Source organism: Streptomyces sp. NPDC031049, assembly GCF_055571015.1.
This window is the reverse complement of the sequence record NZ_JBVIGC010000004.1, coordinates 385,203-403,448: the sequence shown is the minus strand read 5'-3', so window position 1 is coordinate 403,448 and position 18,246 is coordinate 385,203. Positions and strand designations below refer to the sequence as shown.

14 protein-coding genes are annotated in these 18,246 nt (G+C 73.8%); 7 read left to right on the top strand and 7 right to left on the bottom strand.

Annotation, left to right across the window (positions count from 1 at the left end; translation table 11 throughout):
• Positions 1-203: 203 nt before the first annotated feature.
• Positions 204-1,967, top strand: a complete 1,764-nt coding sequence (aspS, locus tag ACZ45Q_RS09545; protein WP_468257335.1) for an aspartate--tRNA ligase — start codon at positions 204-206, stop codon at positions 1,965-1,967.
• A 79-nt stretch (positions 1,968-2,046) separates the two neighbouring features.
• Here the strand turns inward: aspS and ACZ45Q_RS09540 are convergent, their stop codons facing one another.
• The 4 genes from ACZ45Q_RS09540 to ACZ45Q_RS09525 all read right to left on the bottom strand — a co-directional run bounded on the left by ACZ45Q_RS09540 (position 2,047) and on the right by ACZ45Q_RS09525 (position 6,458).
• Complete coding sequence (locus ACZ45Q_RS09540) at positions 2,047-2,310, bottom strand: hypothetical protein (RefSeq protein ID WP_468257332.1); 264 nt, start codon at positions 2,308-2,310, stop codon at positions 2,047-2,049.
• A gap of 314 nt (positions 2,311-2,624) precedes the next feature.
• Entirely contained in the window at positions 2,625-2,990 is a 366-nt protein-coding gene (locus ACZ45Q_RS09535) for a PH domain-containing protein (RefSeq protein ID WP_468257329.1), read from the bottom strand.
• 131 nt (positions 2,991-3,121) lie between these two features.
• The gene (gene metG, locus ACZ45Q_RS09530) at positions 3,122-4,849 is read right to left on the bottom strand and encodes a methionine--tRNA ligase (RefSeq protein WP_468257326.1); all 1,728 of its coding nucleotides are present in this window, start codon (positions 4,847-4,849) and stop codon (positions 3,122-3,124) included.
• A gap of 169 nt (positions 4,850-5,018) precedes the next feature.
• A complete protein-coding gene (locus tag ACZ45Q_RS09525; RefSeq protein ID WP_468257323.1) occupies positions 5,019-6,458 on the bottom strand; it encodes a VWA domain-containing protein in 1,440 nt (479 codons plus the stop codon).
• A 279-nt stretch (positions 6,459-6,737) separates the two neighbouring features.
• Between ACZ45Q_RS09525 and ACZ45Q_RS09520 the strand changes: the two genes are divergently transcribed.
• A complete protein-coding gene (locus ACZ45Q_RS09520) occupies positions 6,738-8,822 on the top strand; it encodes a PhoX family protein (protein ID WP_468257321.1) in 2,085 nt (694 codons plus the stop codon).
• 34 nt (positions 8,823-8,856) lie between these two features.
• Here the strand turns inward: ACZ45Q_RS09520 and ACZ45Q_RS09515 are convergent, their stop codons facing one another.
• Positions 8,857-9,864 (bottom strand): endonuclease/exonuclease/phosphatase family protein, encoded by a 1,008-nt coding sequence (locus tag ACZ45Q_RS09515; RefSeq protein WP_468257318.1) that lies wholly within the window; start codon positions 9,862-9,864, stop codon positions 8,857-8,859.
• A gap of 185 nt (positions 9,865-10,049) precedes the next feature.
• Complete coding sequence (locus tag ACZ45Q_RS09510; RefSeq protein ID WP_468257315.1) at positions 10,050-10,937, bottom strand: hypothetical protein; 888 nt, start codon at positions 10,935-10,937, stop codon at positions 10,050-10,052.
• A gap of 328 nt (positions 10,938-11,265) precedes the next feature.
• On the opposite strand from ACZ45Q_RS09510, the gene ACZ45Q_RS09505 reads away from it, so the two are divergent.
• Complete coding sequence (locus ACZ45Q_RS09505) at positions 11,266-11,673, top strand: SH3 domain-containing protein (RefSeq protein WP_468257312.1); 408 nt, start codon at positions 11,266-11,268, stop codon at positions 11,671-11,673.
• Between the two features lie 146 nt (positions 11,674-11,819).
• Here ACZ45Q_RS09505 and ACZ45Q_RS09500 read toward each other — a convergent pair whose 3' ends face one another.
• Entirely contained in the window at positions 11,820-12,176 is a 357-nt protein-coding gene (locus tag ACZ45Q_RS09500; protein ID WP_468257309.1) for a hypothetical protein, read from the bottom strand.
• A gap of 387 nt (positions 12,177-12,563) precedes the next feature.
• Between ACZ45Q_RS09500 and ACZ45Q_RS09495 the strand changes: the two genes are divergently transcribed.
• The 4 genes from ACZ45Q_RS09495 to ACZ45Q_RS09480 all read left to right on the top strand — a co-directional run bounded on the left by ACZ45Q_RS09495 (position 12,564) and on the right by ACZ45Q_RS09480 (position 18,089).
• Positions 12,564-13,655: a PP2C family protein-serine/threonine phosphatase gene (locus ACZ45Q_RS09495; RefSeq protein WP_468257553.1), complete on the top strand. Its 1,092-nt coding sequence runs from the start codon at positions 12,564-12,566 to the stop codon at positions 13,653-13,655.
• A 120-nt stretch (positions 13,656-13,775) separates the two neighbouring features.
• Positions 13,776-14,876 carry a hypothetical protein gene (locus ACZ45Q_RS09490; RefSeq protein ID WP_468257307.1) on the top strand — a complete coding sequence of 367 codons (1,101 nt, stop codon included), beginning with the start codon at positions 13,776-13,778 and terminating at the stop codon, positions 14,874-14,876.
• A gap of 180 nt (positions 14,877-15,056) precedes the next feature.
• Positions 15,057-15,422 carry a hypothetical protein gene (locus tag ACZ45Q_RS09485; RefSeq protein ID WP_468257304.1) on the top strand — a complete coding sequence of 122 codons (366 nt, stop codon included), beginning with the start codon at positions 15,057-15,059 and terminating at the stop codon, positions 15,420-15,422.
• Between the two features lie 6 nt (positions 15,423-15,428).
• Positions 15,429-18,089 (top strand): substrate-binding domain-containing protein, encoded by a 2,661-nt coding sequence (locus tag ACZ45Q_RS09480; protein ID WP_468257302.1) that lies wholly within the window; start codon positions 15,429-15,431, stop codon positions 18,087-18,089.
• Positions 18,090-18,246: the final 157 nt, after the last annotated feature.

The window sequence follows — 18,246 nt, the reverse complement described above, 5'->3', positions numbered from 1 at the left end:
GCCCCACTTTAAGAAGAGGTGATCGGGGGCTGCCACCGCTCGCGGTCCCGCTCGGTGGTGGTCCCGCTCGCGGCAATGGGGAGGAACCGAGCTTCGGGTGCCCGGTACGCTGGGGGTTGTTTCACGTGAAACACGGACCGTGAACGGCGGACCGCGACACCGTGAGACACAGACCCCGATCCGCGAAGACTGGATGAACGACGATGCATCGGTACAGGTCCCACACCTGCGGCGAGCTCCGCGCCTCTGACGTCGGCACCGACGTCCGGCTGAGTGGCTGGCTGCACAATCGGCGCGACCTGGGCGGCATCCTCTTCATCGATCTGCGCGACCACTACGGCATCACGCAGCTCGTCGCCCGTCCGGGCACGGAGGCGTACGAGGCCCTGGACAAGCTGTCCAAGGAGTCCACCGTCCGCGTCGACGGCAAGGTCGTCTCCCGCGGCACCGAGAACATCAACCCCGAGCTGCCCACGGGCGAGATCGAGGTCGAGGTCGGCGAGGTCGAGCTGCTCGGCGCCGCCCAGCCGCTGCCGTTCACCATCAACACCGAGGACGGGGTGAACGAGGAGCGGCGCCTGGAGTACCGCTTCCTGGACCTGCGCCGCGAGCGCATGCACCGCAACATCATGCTGCGCACGGCGGTCATCTCGGCGATCCGCCAGAAGATGACGGCGCTGGGCTTCAACGAGCTGGCGACCCCGATCCTGACGGCGACCTCGCCCGAGGGCGCCCGCGACTTCGTCGTCCCCTCCCGCCTGCACCCGGGCAGGTTCTACGCCCTCCCGCAGGCGCCGCAGCAGTTCAAGCAGCTGCTGATGATCTCCGGCTTCGACCGGTACTTCCAGATCGCGCCCTGCTTCCGCGACGAGGACGCCCGTGCCGACCGCTCGCCGGGCGAGTTCTACCAGCTCGACGTCGAGATGAGCTTCGTCGAGCAGGAGGACGTCTTCCGCCCGATCGAGCAGCTGATGACGGAGCTGTTCGAGGAGTTCGGCAACGGACGGCACGTGACCTCCCCGTTCCCCCGCATCCCGTTCCGCGAGGCGATGCTGAAGTACGGCTCCGACAAGCCGGACCTGCGCGCCCAGCTGGAGCTGGTGGACATCACCGACATCTTCGAGGGCTCGGAGTTCAAGGCCTTCGCCGGCAAGCACGTCCGTGCCCTGCCGGTGCCGGACGTTTCCGCCCAGCCCCGCAAGTTCTTCGACCAGCTCGGTGACTTCGCCGTCTCCCAGGGCGCCAAGGGCCTGGCCTGGGTGCGGGTCGGCGAGGACGGCTCGCTGACCGGCCCGATCGCGAAGTTCCTGACCGAGGAGAACGTCGCGGAACTGACCAAGCGGCTGGCGCTGGCCCCCGGCCACGCGGTGTTCTTCGGCGCGGGCGAGTTCGACGAGGTCTCCAAGATCATGGGCGCGGTGCGCGTCGAGGCCGCCAAGCGGGCCGGCCACTTCGAGGAGGACGTCTTCCGCTTCTGCTGGATCGTCGACTTCCCGATGTTCGAGAAGGACGAGGAGACCGGCCGGATCGACTTCTCCCACAACCCCTTCTCCATGCCGCAGGGCGGCATGGAGGCCCTGGAGAGCCAGGACCCGCTCGACATCCTGGCCTGGCAGTACGACATCGTCTGCAACGGCGTCGAGCTGTCCTCCGGCGCGATCCGGAACCACGAGCCGGACATCATGCTCAAGGCCTTCGAGATCGCCGGGTACGACCGGGAGACCACCGAGCGCGAGTTCGCCGGCATGCTGCGCGCCTTCCGCTTCGGCGCCCCGCCGCACGGCGGCATCGCGCCGGGTGTGGACCGTATCGTCATGCTCCTCGCGGACGAGCCCAACATCCGCGAGACGATCGCCTTCCCGCTCAACGGCAACGCCCAGGACCTGATGATGGGCGCCCCGACGGAGCTGGACGAGTCCCGGCTGAGGGAGCTGCACCTGTCGGTGCGCAAGCCGCAGCCGAAGTAGTCCGCCGAGGCACGCACAGGGGCCCGGCACCGGATCGCTCTCCGGTGCCGGGCCCCTGGCGTCTGCGCCGCGTGCTGGCTCAGTCGGCGGAGTCCTCGTCGTCGAACAGCTCCTCCGCCCGTTCCACGGTCAGCGCCCGGCCGAGCCAGGCGTCGAGGCGGGCGAGGTCGGTGCAGGAGGTGATCCGCTCGCGGGCCGTCTCGGAGATGGGGATTGCGCGTGTCTCGAGAACCCGCAGCACCGCGCGGGCCTCGCCCCGCGCCGCGCCCTTGGCCTCGCCTTCCAGGTACGCCTTCTCGATGAGCGTTCCCCGCCCGGGGAAGTAGGTGACGACAGACGACATGATTTCCTTCCACCTGCCTCCAGCCGGCCCCCGTCGGAGGGGCCGACCCGCAGGACGGTGTCCAGGCGGCGTTCGAGCGGCTTCGTTTCCGTCACGTCGGTGACGATCGCGTCCACGGTCGCCTTTTCGGGCAGCGCTATGCCCAGCACCTCGAGACGGGAGTGAGGATCTCGGGCCGCTCCTGGAAGATGCGGTGCATTCCCTCGTGGGCTGAAGTGACCATGTGCGGGAACGTAGGGATGCCAGGAGCGGCCTGTTCGGGGAAATGCGTGCATTCACCCGTTCGAGAGGCGAAGACACGTTGTGTGCGTCGGCTAGCGGGCGACGAACTGGGTCAGGATCGCCTGGACCTCGTAGATGTCGACGCCCTTGGTGAACGTCTTCTGGATCGGGGTCTGGGCGCCGGAGAGCCAGATCTTCAGTTCCGCGTCCAGGTCGAAGGTGCCGGCCGTCTCGACGGCGAAGTGGGTGATGCTGCGGTAGGGGATGGAGTGGTACTCCGTCTTCTTGCCGGTGATGCCCTGCTTGTCGACCAGGATCAGACGGCGGTCGGTGAACAGGATGGTGTCGCGGATCAGCAGGTACGCGGCGTGCACCTGCTCGCCGTGGCCGAGCAGTCGGGCGTACTCCTGCTGGGCCTGGGCCGGGTCGATGCTGTGTGCGTTGCCGAACAGTGCCATGGGTGGTCCCCCCACGCTGGCTGGATCGTGTCGGCACATGATCTCCGCGGTCACACGATCTCCGCAACGCCGTGGACGGCGCGGGGCCCGGGAGCGGCTGCTCCCGGGCCCCGTCGCGCGTCCTCAGGGCGCTACACGGACGCCGGCTCGCCGCCGAAGCGGCTCTTGTAGGCCTCCAGGTCGTCGTCCGTCAGCTTGGCGAACAGCACCGGCGGGACAGTGAAGGGGATGCCGGGCGTGAGCCTGGTGAGGGCGCGCGCCTCCTCGGGGGTGACCCAGGTCGCCGTGTCGTCCGGCAGGGCGAAGGCCGCGCGCATCGCCGCCGCGGAGGACGGGATGAACGGCTCCGAGACCACCGAGTACAGGTGGATCAGGTTCATCGCCGTGCGCAGGGTCAGGGCCGCGGCGTCCTTGTCGGTCTTGATCTCCAGCCAGGGGGCCTTCTCCTCCAGGTAGGAGTTGCCGGCCGACCACAGGGCGCGCAGGGCCGCGGCCGCCTTGCGGAACTGGAGCGCCTCCATGTGGGACTCGTACTCGGCGAGGAGCCCCGCGATCTCCTCGCCGAGGCGGGTCTCCGCCCCGCCCGGCTCGCCGCCCGCCGGGACCTCCTCGCCGAAGCGCTTCTTGGAGAAGGACAGGACGCGGTTGACGAAGTTGCCGAGCGTGTCCGCCAGGTCCTTGTTCACCGTGGCGGTGAAGTGCTCCCAGGTGAAGGAGGCGTCGTCGGACTCCGGCGCGTTGGCGACGAGGAAGTAGCGCCAGTAGTCGGCGGGCAGGATCTCGAGGGCCTGGTCGGTGAAGACGCCCCGCTTCTGGGACGTGGAGAACTTGCCGCCGTAGTACGTCAGCCAGTTGAACGCCTTGACGTAGTCGACCTTCTTCCACGGCTCGCGCACGCCCAGCTCCGTGGCCGGGAACATCACCGTGTGGAACGGGACGTTGTCCTTGGCCATGAACTCGGTGTAGCGGACGGTGTCGTCCGCCTCGTACCACCAGGACTTCCAGTCCCGGGTCTCACCGGCGGGGGCGGCGTCCGCCCACTCCTTCGTCGCGCCGATGTACTCGATCGGGGCGTCGAACCAGACGTAGAAGACCTTGCCCTCGGCGGCCAGGTCCGGCCAGGTGTCGGACGGGACCGGGACACCCCAGTCCAGGTCGCGGGTGATGGCGCGGTCGTGCAGACCCTCGTTCAGCCACTTGCGGGCGATCGACGCGGCCAGCTGCGGCCACTCCTCCTCGTGTGCGGCCACCCACTCCTCGACCTCGTGCTGGAGCTTGGACTGGAGGAGGAACAGGTGCTTGGTCTCGCGGACCTCCAGGTCGGTGGAGCCGGAGATCGCCGAGCGCGGGTCGATCAGGTCGGTCGGGTCCAGGACCCGGGTGCAGTTCTCGCACTGGTCTCCGCGGGCCTTGTCGTAACCGCAGTGGGGGCAGGTGCCCTCCACGTAGCGGTCCGGCAGGAAGCGGCCGTCGGCGGGCGAGTAGACCTGGCGGATCGCCCGCTCCTCGATGAAACCGTTCTCGTTGAGCTTGCGGGCGAAGTGCTGGGTGATCTCCACGTTCTGCGGGGAGGAGCTGCGGCCGAAGTAGTCGAAGGCCAGCGCGAAGCCGTCGTAGACCGCCTTCTGGGCGTCGTGCGCCTGGGCGCAGAACGCGTCGACCGGGAGGTTCTGCTCCTTGGCGGCCAGCTCGGCGGGGGTGCCGTGCTCGTCGGTGGCGCAGATGTAGAGGACGTCGTGGCCGCGCTGGCGCAGGTAGCGGCTGTAGACGTCGGCCGGGAGCATGGACCCCACCATGTTGCCCAGGTGCTTGATCCCGTTGATGTACGGAAGGGCGCTGGTGATGAGGTGTCGAGCCATCGCGGGCTGCTCCCAAGTCGCTACGTGGGGTGACGGGTGCCGGTTTCGGGTACCTGTCGTCGGTTTTCGAACCTTGAAATCGTAGCCGACGGGGGCGGGCCGCCCGCTTCCCGTTTTGGTGGGTGGAACTCGTACGGGAAGGGGCGGCCCGGGGCGGAGCCGGGTGCGGTCACGGGCGCCAGGAGGAGAGGATGCCCTCGTACAGCTCCTTGTCCGTCAGTTCGCGCGGGGTCTCGCCGGCGAGGAAGTGGGCGGTGTTGCCCGTCTTGAGCTTGCGGAGGTAGTCGAAGGCCTTGTTCTCCGGGTCGCCGAAGGCGACGAAGGAGAAGAAGAGGTTGGGGTGGTTCTTCGCCGCGTCCGCCAGGGACTGGGTGGCGGGCGTCTTGGCGTCGGGGGCGCCGTCCGTCTGGAAGACCACCAGGGCCGGGGCGGTGGGGTCGGCCGACTTCTCGTGGAGGGCGATCACCTCGGCGACGGCGGCGTGGTAGCTGGTGCGGCCCATCCGGCCGAGGCCGGCGTGCAGGGTGTCGATCTTGTTCTCGTGGTCGGTGAGGGTCAGCTCGCCGGTGCCGTCGACCTCCGTGGAGAAGAAGACGACGTTCACCGTGGCGTCCGGGTCGACGTGGGCGGCCAGGGCGAGGGTCTGCTCGGCGAGGGCCTGGGCGGAGCCGTCCTTGTAGTACGGGCGCATGGACGCGGAGCGGTCGAGGACGAGGTAGACCTTGGCGCGGGTGCCGGTGAGGTCGTACTTGCGCAGGGCCGTGCCGGCGGCCTTGTGGGCGGTGGTGAGGGAGGGGGCGCGTGAGCGGAGGCGCGCGGCGGTGGTGGCGGGCTTCTTGGCCTCGGCTTCGCCTTCGGCCCTTGTGTTCCCGCCCGCACCACCCGTGCGGGTCTCGTCTTCGGGTGCGGGTGGCCCCTGTGGGGCCGGCTCGCCGTCGGCGGCTGCGGGTTCCGGGACGGGTTCCGGGGCGGGTTCCGGGACGGGGGCAGGGGTGGGTTTGGGGTCCGGCTCGGGCTCGGGAGTGACTTCGGCAGTCGGTGCCGGATCGGGCGCCGGTGCCGGCTCGGGCGTCGGGTCCGGGGTGGTCTCCAGGTCCGTGGTCGGCTCCTGGGCCGGGGTGGGCTCCGGGACTGGGGTCGTCTTCTGGACCGGGGTCGCTTCCTGGGCTGGGGTGGCCTCCTGGGCCGGGGTGCTCTCCTGGGCCGGGGCCGCATCCTGGACCGGGGTCGCCTCCGGGTCTGGGGTGGCCTCCTGGGCCGGGGTCGGCTCCTGGGTCTGGGTGGGCTTCGGGACCGTGACGTTGTCGAAGGCCGCTGCCACCAGGTCGTGCTCCTCGGAGGCCGTGCGCGGTTCCGGGACGTGGGCCGCGGGGCCCGGCTCCGGGACCGTGGGCTGGGACGGGACCCTCGGGGGCGTGGGCTCGGCGGGCGGCGTCGGCGTGGGCGCGGCGGTCGGGGACGGCGCCGGCGATGCCGTCGGCTTCGCCGCCGGGGGCTCCGGCGTGCGGTCCTGCGAGGGCGGCGCCTCCTGCGGGGTCTCCTCGACACGGTCGGCCCGTGCTTTGCGTGACCGTCCGAACGCGTTCCGCAGGAGAGTGAGAATGCCCATGTGCGCAACCCTTCGCGTGAGTTGTAGCCCGTCAATCCCTGGCCAGGACGGACACGTAAGGTTAGCGGCCCCGGCGGGTGGTTCAGGGCAGGGTCTGACACAACGGGGACGCCCACGTCAAGGGGCGCATCCGGACTGCGTGCCGGTCCGTGCCCGGTCGCGAAGCAACCGACCCGTGGTTCACGGGGGTTCACCCGCTGTTCACTCCGGCGCCCGGCTGCCGCACATATGTGCCCCTACGGTCGCGCTGACACCAAGGGCATCCAAGGGGAGAGAACAGTGCGCAAGCTGCTGCCGTTGATCGGAACGCCGTCCGATTCGCATCCTGGCGGCCGGTCCGCCATGACCTGCCGGTTCCGGTGTGGGAACGCCTGCTTCCACGAGGTGCCCAACACCAGCGACAACGAGTACGTCGGTGATGTCATCGCCGGTGCGCTCAGCCGCCGTTCGATGATGCGGGCCGCCGCCGTCGTGACCGTCGCCGCGGCCGGCGCCGGCGCGGCCGGTGTCGCCGGGGCCCCCGAGGCGCAGGCGGCGCCGGTGGCCGGAAAGGGGCACGGGCACGGCATTCACGGAAAACCGAAGGGCGCCCGCGGACTGCGCTTCACGCCCGTGGCGCCCAACACCGAGGACGCCGTCGTCGTACCGGAGGGCTACCGGCAGGACGTGGTGATCCGCTGGGGCGAGCCCATTCTGCGCGGTGCGCCCGCGTTCGACCCCGAGAAGCAGACCGCCAAGGCCCAGGCCGGTCAGTTCGGCTACAACAACGACTTCCTCGCGCTGCTGCCGCTGCGCGGTGAGCGGGGCCGCCAGCTCCTCGTCGCCAACCACGAGTACACCGACGAGATGCTGATGTTCCGCGGTTACGACCCGGAGAACCCCACCCGGGAGCAGGTCGAGATCGCCTGGGCCGCGCACGGGCTGTCCGCGGTCGTCGTGGAGGAGGACCGGCGCAGCGGGAAGCTGACGCCCGTGCCGCGGCACCACCTCAACCGGCGGGTCACGGCCACCACCGAGTTCCGGCTCACCGGGCCCGCCGCCGGCTCCGGCCTGGTGAAGACCTCCGCCGACCCGGCCGGCCGCACGGTGCTGGGCACGCTCAACAACTGCTCCGGCGGCACCACCCCGTGGGGCACGACCCTGCACGGCGAGGAGAACTTCAACCAGTACTTCGCGAACGGCTCCAGCGCCACCGACAAGCGGTACGGCATCGGCGGCGGCACCACCGACCGCAAGTGGGAGCGGTTCGACAAGCGGTTCGACGTCGCTCAGGAGCCGAACGAGGTGCACCGCTTCGGGTACGTCGTCGAGTTCGACCCGTACGACCCGCACTCCACGCCCCGCAAGCACACCCTGCTGGGCCGGTTCAAGCACGAGGCCGCGACCGTGCGGCTGACCTGGGACGGGCGTCCGGTCGTCTACTCCGGCGACGACGAGCGGTTCGACTACTTCTACAAGTTCGTCGGCAGCAAGCGGATGCGGCACGGCAACTCCCGCTGGGCGCGCGAGCACAACCTCTCGCTGCTGGACGAGGGCACCCTGTACGTCGCCAAGCTCACCGGCGACTCGCCCGCCATCGAGATCGACGGCACCGGCAAGCTGCCGAAGGACGGCGAGTTCGACGGCAGCGGTGAGTGGATCCCGCTGGTCACCGCGACCGAGGACGGTGCCGTCTCGCACGTGGAGGGCATGACCGCCGAGGAGGTCTGCGTCTTCACGCGGCTCGCCGGTGACAAGGTCGGCGCGACGAAGATGGACCGCCCCGAGGACATCGAGCCCTCGCCGAAGACCGGCAAGGTGTACGTCGCCCTCACCAACAACTCCAACCGCGGCAAGACCGGGTACGCCGGCCCCGACGAGGCCAACCCGCGCAACAGCAACAAGCACGGCCACGTGCTGGAGCTGACCGAGCGCTGGAACCGGGCCGACAGCACGAGGTTCGCGTGGTCGCTGTTCCTCGTCGCGGGCGACCCGGAGGACCCGGCCACCTACTTCGCCGGCTTCCCGAAGGAGTCCGTCAGCCCGATCTCCTGCCCGGACAACGTGGCCTTCGACGGCCACGGCAACCTGTGGCTGTCCACCGACGGCAACGCGCTCGGCAACCACGACGGCCTCTTCGGCGTGGCCACCAGCGGCGACCGGCGCGGTGAGCTGAAGCAGTTCCTGACCGTCCCGACCGGCGCCGAGACCTGCGGGCCGATCATCCAGGACCGGCGGGTGCTGGTCGCCGTCCAGCACCCCGGCGAGGTCGACGGCGCCTCCGTCGAGAGGCCCGCCAGCTCCTGGCCCGACGGGCCGGGCAAGCTCGTGCGGCCGGCGGTCGTGGCGGTGTGGCGCGCGGACGGCCGCGACATCGGCGTCTGAGCCGCCCCGGTGCCGCCCGGCGGGCGCGGCTGTCTCAGCCGCGCCCGTGCAGGGTGAGGTCGACGACCACGGCCCGGTGGTCGGTGTCGGCGAGGTCGAGGAAGCGGGCGCCGCGCGCGGTGAAGTCCTCCGACACCAGGACATGGTCGATCTGCGTGCCGAACGCCGGCGTCGTCCGGGACGGCCAGGTGGGCGTCCGGTCGGCGCCGGCCAGCCGGGCCGCGTCGCGCAGCCCGGTGTCCAGGATGCGGCGGAACGCGGCGTGGTCCTGGGAGGCGTTGAAGTCACCGGCGAAGATCGCGGGTCCGTCGGTGGCCCGGGCGGCGGCGTCCCGCAGCGCGCCCAGCTCGGTGCGCCACAGGCCGACCTGGTCGGGCAGCGGGGGCATGGGGTGCGCGAGCTGGAGCCGTACGGCGAGGCCCTCCACCTCGGCCACGGCGCCGGGCATGCCCATGGTGCCGGGGACCTCGGCGGCGGGCCGGAGCGGGAAACGGCTCAGGATGACGGACCCCTCGGAACCGCCGCCCTCCACCGCGCGGCGGTGCGGATAGTCCGCGGCGAGGTCGCGGCGGAGCGCCGCATCGCACGTGTGCTCGCACTCCTGTACGAAGATCAGGTCGGGTCTCTCGCGCCGGACGGCGGCGATCAGGGAGCCGGTGCCCTGGCCGAACTCCACGTTGGAGGTCAGCACCCGCAGCTCGGTCACGGGGAGGCCGACGGGGTCACCGGTCCTGCCGTACGGCTCGATGAACCACGCCAGCATGCCGAGCAGGGCCACGCCCCACACCGCGCCCGTCCACCAGCGGGCCAGCAGCGTCAGCAGCAGCCCGGCGCCGGTGGGCACCAGCAGCCACGGCAGGAAGGCGAGCAGCTGCGGCACCGGGGTGACGCCGTCGCTGTCGGCGGCCCGGCAGCCGACGACCACGCTGACCCCGGCGAACAGCAGCCCGGCGCACCAGGCCCCGAACCGCCTGCCGGTGCGCCGCCGCACGGGGGCGTCGTCCGGGACCGTCCACGCGGCCGTCGCGGTGTCCGTGTCCAAGTCCCGGCCCCCCCCCGGTCGGCGATGAGGTGATGGGCTGCGCGCCCGAATCCTCCCTGAAGGACGGGCCGTCCACCGGGAAAGTTCCGCGGGAAAGTTCCTCCGGGGCCTGCTCGCCTCGCCGCCCGCCGCCCGCCGCCCGCCGCCCGGCGCGCGGCGGGGGTGCGGGCGTGCGGGAATCCGGTTCACGGCACCGGGTCGCGCAGCGCTTTGCGGCGGGGGGCCCGGCGGCGGAGCGGGCTGTGCGGGCCGGTGAGCCAGGAGGCCAGGGCGACGGTCAGGCCCAGCGCGACCAGCAGCCAGGCCGCGGTGCGCAGGGTGGCGGTGAGGGCGTCGTAGACGGCGCCCGCGGCCGGGCCGTGCACCGCGCCGGGCAGCTCGGCCAGGGTGAGCCGGCGGCCGATCACGACCGCCAGGCCGAGCAGCGCCCCGCCCAGGGCCGTGCCGAGCCCGGCGGCCGTCACCGCGCGGCGGCGCCGGGTGGCCAGGGCGATGCCGGCGAGGGCGAAGACGACGGCCGCCAGCGGCAGCCAGAGTGCGGCGACGTCCAGCACGTGGTAACCCCTCCTCAGCCGGTCGGCATCGCCGGCCGGCAGCACCGTGACCGTCGTGGGACGGACCGGTATGCGGTGGGCGAACGGCACGTGGTCGCGGGCGAGCTGGTACTTGACGCGGGCGGTCACCGGGGACAGGTCGACGGTGACCGGGCGGCCGTAGGCCGCCTCGTCCCGCAGGGCGCCGAGGAGGGCGGCGTGCACGGTGCGGTTCGCCGTGTCCCAGCCGGCGCGGAAGGCCTCGGTGGCGGTGAACGAGTGGGCCGCGTCGTGGACGAAGAGCCGGATGCTGCCCGCCATCGGACCGGCGGCGACGTCGTCCGCGACACCGTCGCCCACGGCGTCCGCGAAGGCGTTCCGCACCTCCGGGTCGGCCGCGAGCGGCGCCATCGCGGCGGTGTACCGGCCGGTGTCGCCCACCCCGTGCACCGCCCAGGCCGCCAGCGTGCCGCAGGGCGCGAGCAGGCAGGCCAGGACCAGCAGGGTGGCCGACAGGGCGTTCCGGAGACGGTGGGGCACCCTTCCAGGCAAGGCCCCGCGGACCACTCCCGCGAGCGCGGGGACTGCATCCGGGCGATACGGCTTCCGGACGGTACGAGGGGCCGCGCCCGGGGGCCCAGGGGCGAGCGCGGGGCCGGGCCCCAGGGCGAGCGCCGGGGCCGGGCTCCGGGGGTGAGCGCCGGGGTGAGCAGCAGGACCGGGCTCCGGGGCGGGCGGCGGGGCGTTCGGGGGCGCGGGCCGGGGGCCGGGTGCGGAGTCCGGCGGCTCTGAGCTGGGGCTTTACTCCCTCCGGTGGAGGGCTCACCCGAACGGGTGTTACCTGGTTCGGGGGAGATTGGAGCCGATCATGAGCACCACTCCGGTCCTGCGCGGTCTGACCGCCGCCCTGCTCACCGGCGGCACGCTCGTCGCCGCGGCGGCGGGCACCACGGCAGCGGCGACGACCGCACCGGCGTACCCCGACGGCCCCCGGGGCCGTGACGGCGGCCCCGTACGCGGCGTCGTGACCTCGCCGACCCCGCTCGCCGTGCGCGAGGCGCCGACCAGCCACGCGCCCGCGGTGGACCGCCTCGCGCCGGGCTCCGTGGACCGTGTGCTGTGCGTGGTCCGCGGCCAGAGCGTCAACGGGAACCCGTACTGGTACTGGCTCGTCGGTGCCCAGGGCTGGGCGAGCGCGGCCTTCGTCGACTCCGGTGGGCGCTCGGTGCCGCAGTGCGCGGACCCGTGCCCCGAGTGGAAGGACGGCCGCTGGTAGCCGCCGGCCGGGAAGAGGCGAGGTGAGGGACGCGGGGCCCGGCCGCTCGGCCGGTCCCCGCCCCGTCCCCGCCCCGTCCCCGTCGCATCGCCGTCGCGCGTCTCCGCCGGCCGACGCCCGGTGCGCAGGCGCGCCCGGGCGTCCGGTCAGCCGATGCGTCGTCCCTGTGCGTCCTCGTGCGTGTAGTAGCGGTAGAACAGCACGGCGAACACACCCGCCGCGACGGCCAGCGACACCACGACGCACGTGAACACGGCCGCGCCGCTCTGCGCGTACAGGAAGCCGACCGCGGTGCCGGCGAACGCCGCCCACAGCACGGCGTGCACTTCGCGCATCGACCGCTCGGCGACGAGCCCGACCGCGTAGTTGACGACGATGTACCCGAGCGCGGTCATGAAGCCGAACAGCAGGTTCCCGCCGGTGATGGGGCCGCCGTGGCGCCGGTTGGCCGCCGCCCAGAAGCCGTAGACCAGGCCGATCACCACGGGCAGCCCGAATTTCACGGCCTTGTGGACGCCCGGGCCGAAGACGTCGGGTGTCGTGGATCCCGGCCCGGTCGTTCCGGCCGCACCGGTCGTTCCGGGAGTTCCAGGCCGTCCCGGCCCTCCCGGCCCTCCCGGCTGTCCGGGCTGTCCGGGCTGTCCGGGTCGTCCCGGTACTCCCGGCCGTCCGCCGGGCGCGGGTGCCGCATGAGCCATGAGAGCACTCCTCTCTCTCGCCCCCGCATACCAGCGCACACCTGGGGCCGCCGGGAGGCAAGTCAGGGTGCGCGGCCCACGGGCGCGTGTTTCGCTGGGGAGGTGAGGGGTCGCCTCCCGAGGCCGGTGAGCGGCCGGCCGGGGCCGCCCGCGCAGGACGCCGGTCGGCCGGAGGCCGTGCACCGGCACCAGATGCTGCGCGTCGGCGGCCGGAGCGTCGCCTGGGTGCCGCCGCTGCTGCTCCTGGTCGGCATCGTGCTGGTCGACAGCAACACCGGCGGCGAGTTCCGGACCATCTCCTGGATCGTCCTCGTGCCCGGTATCGCCGCCGCCATCTGCGGGGTGTGGGGCACGGCCGTCCTCGCGGTGCTGGCGCTCCTGACGTACGTCGCCGTGGACAACGCCTGGCCGCACCAGTTCCAGACCGGGCTGCCCGACTTCATCCTCGTCGCCGCGGGCGGTCTGCTGGCCACGGCGGCCTGCGTGGTCCGGGTCCGCGGCGAGCGGCGCATGCTGCACATGCGGGACGTCGCCGACGTGACCCGGCGCACGGTGCTGCGCCCGCTGCCGCCGCACTGGGGCGGGCTGGAGCACGCGGCGGTCTATCTCACGGCCGACACCGAGGCCCGTGTCGGCGGCGACTTCTACGACATCCAGCCCGGCCCGCACGGCACCCGGGTCCTCCTCGGCGACGTGCAGGGCAAGGGGCTGGGCGCGGTGGAGACGGCGGCGGCGCTGCTCGGCACCTTCCGGGAGGCCGGCTACCACGAGGCCGACCTCGCCGCCGTCGCCGACCGGCTGGAGGTCCGTATGGTCCGGCACCGCGCCCTCACCACGGCCCTGGGCCGGAACGACGGCGACCGGTTCGCCACCGCGGTGCTGGTCGGGTTCCTGGAGGACGAGCCCGACGCCGTGGACGTCGTCGTCTTCGGCCACGAGGCGCCGCTCGCGGTCGGACCGGCCGGGGTACGGCGGTTGCCGGCCACCGGAGGCCTGCCCCTGGGCTTCGCCGAACTCGGCTCCGGGCCGCCCCCGGTGTGCCGGCTGCACCTGGCCGCCGACGAGACGCTGCTGCTGGTCACCGACGGGGTGACGGAGGCCCGCGACCACGACGGCTGCTTCTTCCCGTACACCGAGGAGGTCGGCCGCGCGGTCACCGACGCCCCGCCGGCCACCGCGCCGCGCCGGCTGGTGGACCTCGTCCGCGACGGCACGCTGCGGCACTGCGCGGCGCGGCTGTCGGACGACACGACCGTCTTCGCGGTACGGCGCCTGCGGGACTGAGCGGTACGGCTCCGGCGACCCCGAGTCCTCGGGCGCGTGCCCCGCTTTGCAGCCGCAGCCGTTACGGTGCTGCCGTACGTGATCGACCGTGACCGTCAGGGGTCGCCAGGGGGAGGGGACATGCCCGGAACCGTGCTGCTGCTCGCGGCGTCGCCCGTGGGCAAGGGGTGCCTCGTGGACGCGGCCTCCGTGCTCCCCGTGCTCGCCGCCGTGCCGCCCGCGGTGCTGTCCGGCACGGACACCGCCAACGTCGTCGAGCTCGCCGACCCGCTGGAGCCGCAGGCCGTGCTCACCCGGCTGCGGGCCGCCGCGGCGGCCCCCGGCCCGCTGACCGTGTACGTCACCGGCCAGCTCCACCTGGACCGCCGCCAGCGCCTGCCGCATCTGGCGCTGGCCCGCACCACGCCGGCGACCGTCCGGTACACCGCCCTGCCCTGGCACTGGATCAGGGAGGAGCTGCGGCTGCGGCCCGCCGGGGCGACGACCCTGCTGCTCGACCTGCACGCGGACCAGGAGACCTGGGAGTGGCTGCGGGCGCACCCCTTCGACTCCGGCCGCAACAACGCCGTTTACGGTCGCATCGCACCGCCGCCCGCCCGCCGGGCGGTGGCGGAGCCGGCGTACATGCGCGGCGTCGCGACGATCCTGCGCAGCGGGCACCGTCCGCCGGTGGACCAGCTGCACCTCCAGGCGCTGGCCCGCGCCGCGGCCGAGGCGCCGGGCGGCGGTGCGGGTGCCGGTGCGGGGCTGGGGGCGGACCTGGTGCTGGCCGCGCCGGGGCCGCTGCCCGCCGGTGATCCGCACGCCGCCATCACGGCCGCCGTCCAGGCCGGCCGGCACGGCGACGCCGACGCGCTCGCCGCGCGCCACGAGCGGGCGGCCGGGCAGGCGTTCGGGCCGGCGTCCGAGGAGGCGCTGCACTGGACGGAGGTCCGGGCCGACCTGGCGATGTTCGCCGGGGACCCGGTGCGCAGCTGCCGTACCTGGCTGACGGTGGCGCTCACCCGGCTGAACGCCGGTCAGGCGCCGGACGCGCCCGCCGTCGAGGCCGCCGCCGACCGGGCGCACCACCAGTGGGGCCGCATCGGCGACCCGGTCCCCGCACGGGAACTGGGCCTGCTCCTCGCCGACCTGCGCGGCCGGGTGCCCGGACGGCGCCGGGGCGCGCTGGACCACGTACGCCGCGAACTGCACCGCCTCCGCGCCCAGGCCCCCGCCTGACCCACGGCCCGGCTCCCGACCGACCCCGTACCCGTACCCGGACCGATCCCGCACCCGTACCGAGCCCGGACCCGGAACCGTCCGTGACGAGCGGCCGGATGCCGTGCGCCCGCGTGCGCCGCGCGAGGACGGCGTACAGACCCTCCCCACCGCGCAACCCCGGTGCCATGATGGTGAGTCATGGCTGAGGGGGACGGAGCGGCCACGCGGGGTGTTCGCGTGCGGCTGGACGACACGGCGACGGAAAGCGACATAGGCGCCCTGCGCAAGTGGCTGGAGCGGGAGAAGCCGCTCGACGAGCTGGTGCGCGCGGGCCGGTTGCAGATCCAGGAACGGCAGGGCGGCGACGACACCGCCGGGGCCCCGATGGGCATCGGCATGGAGATCCTCGTGGCCGTGATCGGAGGCGCCTCCGGTGCCTTCGCGCACGAGCTGGTGGACCAGGTCAGGAGCGCCGTGGAGGCGTGGCGGGCCAACCGCCGCGGGGTGGAGGACGGCGAGCCGCCCACCGGCACGGTCGATCCGGTGAACACCGACGACAGGTGACGGCCGGTGGCCGGTTTCGACCCGCGGGGGAAGGTGAACCGGGCGCTGCTGGTCGGGGTGTCCGAGTACGACCACACCGGTCGTCCGCACGGGGTGCCCGGTGACCTGCCCGCCGTCAAGCACAACCTGAACGCGCTGCGGGAGGCCCTGCGGCACGGCGGCGTCTTCGGCGAGCGGGAGATCACGGTGTCCCGGTCGCCGGACCAGGTCGCCTTCGGCCAGGAGCTGCTCACCGCCGCCCAGGAGGCCGAGGGCCTGCTGCTGCTGTACTTCTCCGGGCACGGCGCGATCCCCAGCGCGGGCGACGAGCTGTTCCTGCAACTGCGCAACGCGCGCGTGGTGGCGGGCGGGCGGGCGGTCTTCCCCGGCGCCGAGTCGTTCACGAACGTGGTGACGGAGCTGGCCACCAGTCCGGCCGAGCGGATCGTGGTCGTCCTCGACTGCTGCTTCGCGGGCAACGCCGCCTGGATCTGGGAGAAGCTCGGCGGCAAGCGGCGGGTGCTGCTGCTGATGGCCGTGCAGGCCAACCACCGTATCGACGCCGGCGATCCGGGCACGCCGACACCGTTCACCGCGGAGCTGGTCCGGCTGCTCCAGGAACCGGACTCACCCGGGCTGACCTTCCACCGGCTCGCCGACGAGCTGCGGACGCGGATGGCCGCGGCAGGCCCCCGCACCCTGCGCGGCGCGGTGTGGGAGCCGCAGGTCCGCACCGAGCCGGGCGTGGACGTCCTGCTGGCCACGGGCGGCGCGGGGGACGGAATCCGCCGGCCGGTGCCGCCGCTGCCGCCGGACCCGGGCCCGTGGGCCCGCCTGCGGGCGCTGCTGCGCACCGCGTCCGACGCCCTGGCGGGGGCCCTCGCCGGGGCCGCGACGGCCCTGGCCCGCCGCGCGCTCGCCGTCCGGCCGGGGCGCCGCGCCCGCCCCCACCGGCTCGCCCCGGGCCCGCGCCGGCTGCTGGCCGGCCTGGCCGCGCTGCTCACCGTCGCCGTCCTCGGCATCGGCGCCTACCGCCTCGTACCCGACCTGATCGACGGCCCGGTCACCTGCGCCCCGCCCCTGGAGCTGCGTGTGCTCACCGACCCCGACCTGGAACCGACCGTGCGCGCCGCCGCCGACGCCTACCTCACCTCCCCGGAGAACACCACCGGCGACGGCTGCCGCCGCAGCGGCATCACCGTCTACGGCGCGGGCGCCGCCGACGCGGTCACCGCGCTGCGCCGGCAGAGCGGTGCCTGGCAGGAGCCCCGCGACGAGGGCACCAACCCGCAGCGGGACGTGGGCCCGCAGCCCGACGTGTGGATCCCGGGCTCCCGCGCCGAGGCGGCCCGCGTCGTGGCCGGCCAGGACACCGACGCCGTCGCCGTGCTGGAGCCGGCCGAGGAGCCGCTGGCCTACTCGCCGGTGGTGCTCGCCGTCCCCCAGGCCCTGGCCGTCGAGGACCTCGACGACCGGGTCGGCCCCCCGCTCAACCGGATGCTCGACGCCCTGCGGGCCCGGCACGAGAACGCCGAAGTGCGCCGCCCCGACCCGGAGTTCACCGTCAGCGGGCTGCTCGCGACCGTCGGCCTGCACGCGCCCGCCCCGGACGCCGAGGACGGCGCCGCCCCCGACCACGCCGGCGCCGAACGCCGCGTCGCCCAGAGCGGGCCGCCCTCCCCGACCGCCGCCGACCTGCTGTGCGCGCTGCCGGACGAGGGCACCGTGGACGACCGCACGGCCGCCCTGGTCCCCGAGTTCCTGCTGAAGAGCGGCGTCGGCTGCGACGCGACCCGGCGCACCCCGCGGATGGCGCAGTACCCCGGCGACGTGCCCGGCCTGGAGCCGGTGTTCGTCCGGGTCCGCTGGCAGGGCGCCGACCGCGACGCGGCCGACCGGGACGACGCCGTCGAGCGGTTCCGGGCGTGGCTGTCCGGCGACGGCGGGAAGGCGGTGTTCGCCCGCGACGGGTTCCGCGCGGCGACCGGCTCCCGGCCCCTGCTGGACACCGACGAGGTCGCCGAGGGGGTGCTGCGCGCCCCGTCGCCGCTCACCGAGCCCGCCGGGCGGGACGCGATGGAGGCGGCGCTCGTCGGCTACCAGGGCGCCAACGGCCCCGGCCGGGTGCTGTTCCTGCTGGACAGCTCCGGCTCGATGGGCGGCCTGTGGGAGGGGCCGAGCGGCGGGCCGGGGCTGGTCAGGCACTCCCTCGGCGGGCTCGGCGAGGAGGACGAGTACGGCGTGTGGGCGGTGTACGGCACCGGCGAGGACGTGTACGACACCCTGCTCCCCCTCGGCGGTCACGCCCGTGCCGACGCCGAGCGGACCGTCGACCGCACGGCCCGGGTGCGGGACGCCGAGGCCGATCCGCGCGGCGCCCTGCTCGCCGCGTTCGACCACATGGAGCAGCGCGGTGCCGTCGACCGGCGGCCCGACCTGATCGTGTTCGTCACCGACGACGAGGACGCGGACCGGCTCTCAGGCGAGGGCCTCGCCGACGTCCTCGACCGGGCCCGCACGGCCCGGGTGCCGGTGACGATGGTGTCCCTGACCGGCGGAGGCTGCGACGCCGGGGAGCCGGACGCCCGGATCTCGGCGGTGAGCGGCGGCCGCTGCCTGGACACCGACGACGACCTCGGGGCCGCCCTGCACGACGAGGTCGCCCGCACCGGGACGGGGGAGCAGTGAGGGAGCACGCGGTGTTCCGCCGCCGAGAACGCGGGCCGGCGCCCGTGCCGTGCCGCCCCGGGCCCGAGCCGGCGCCCGGGCCGTACCGCCCCGGGCCCGAACCGGCGTCCGCGGCCCGGCGTGCCCGGCTCGGGCCGGCGTCCGCCGTCCGGCGCCT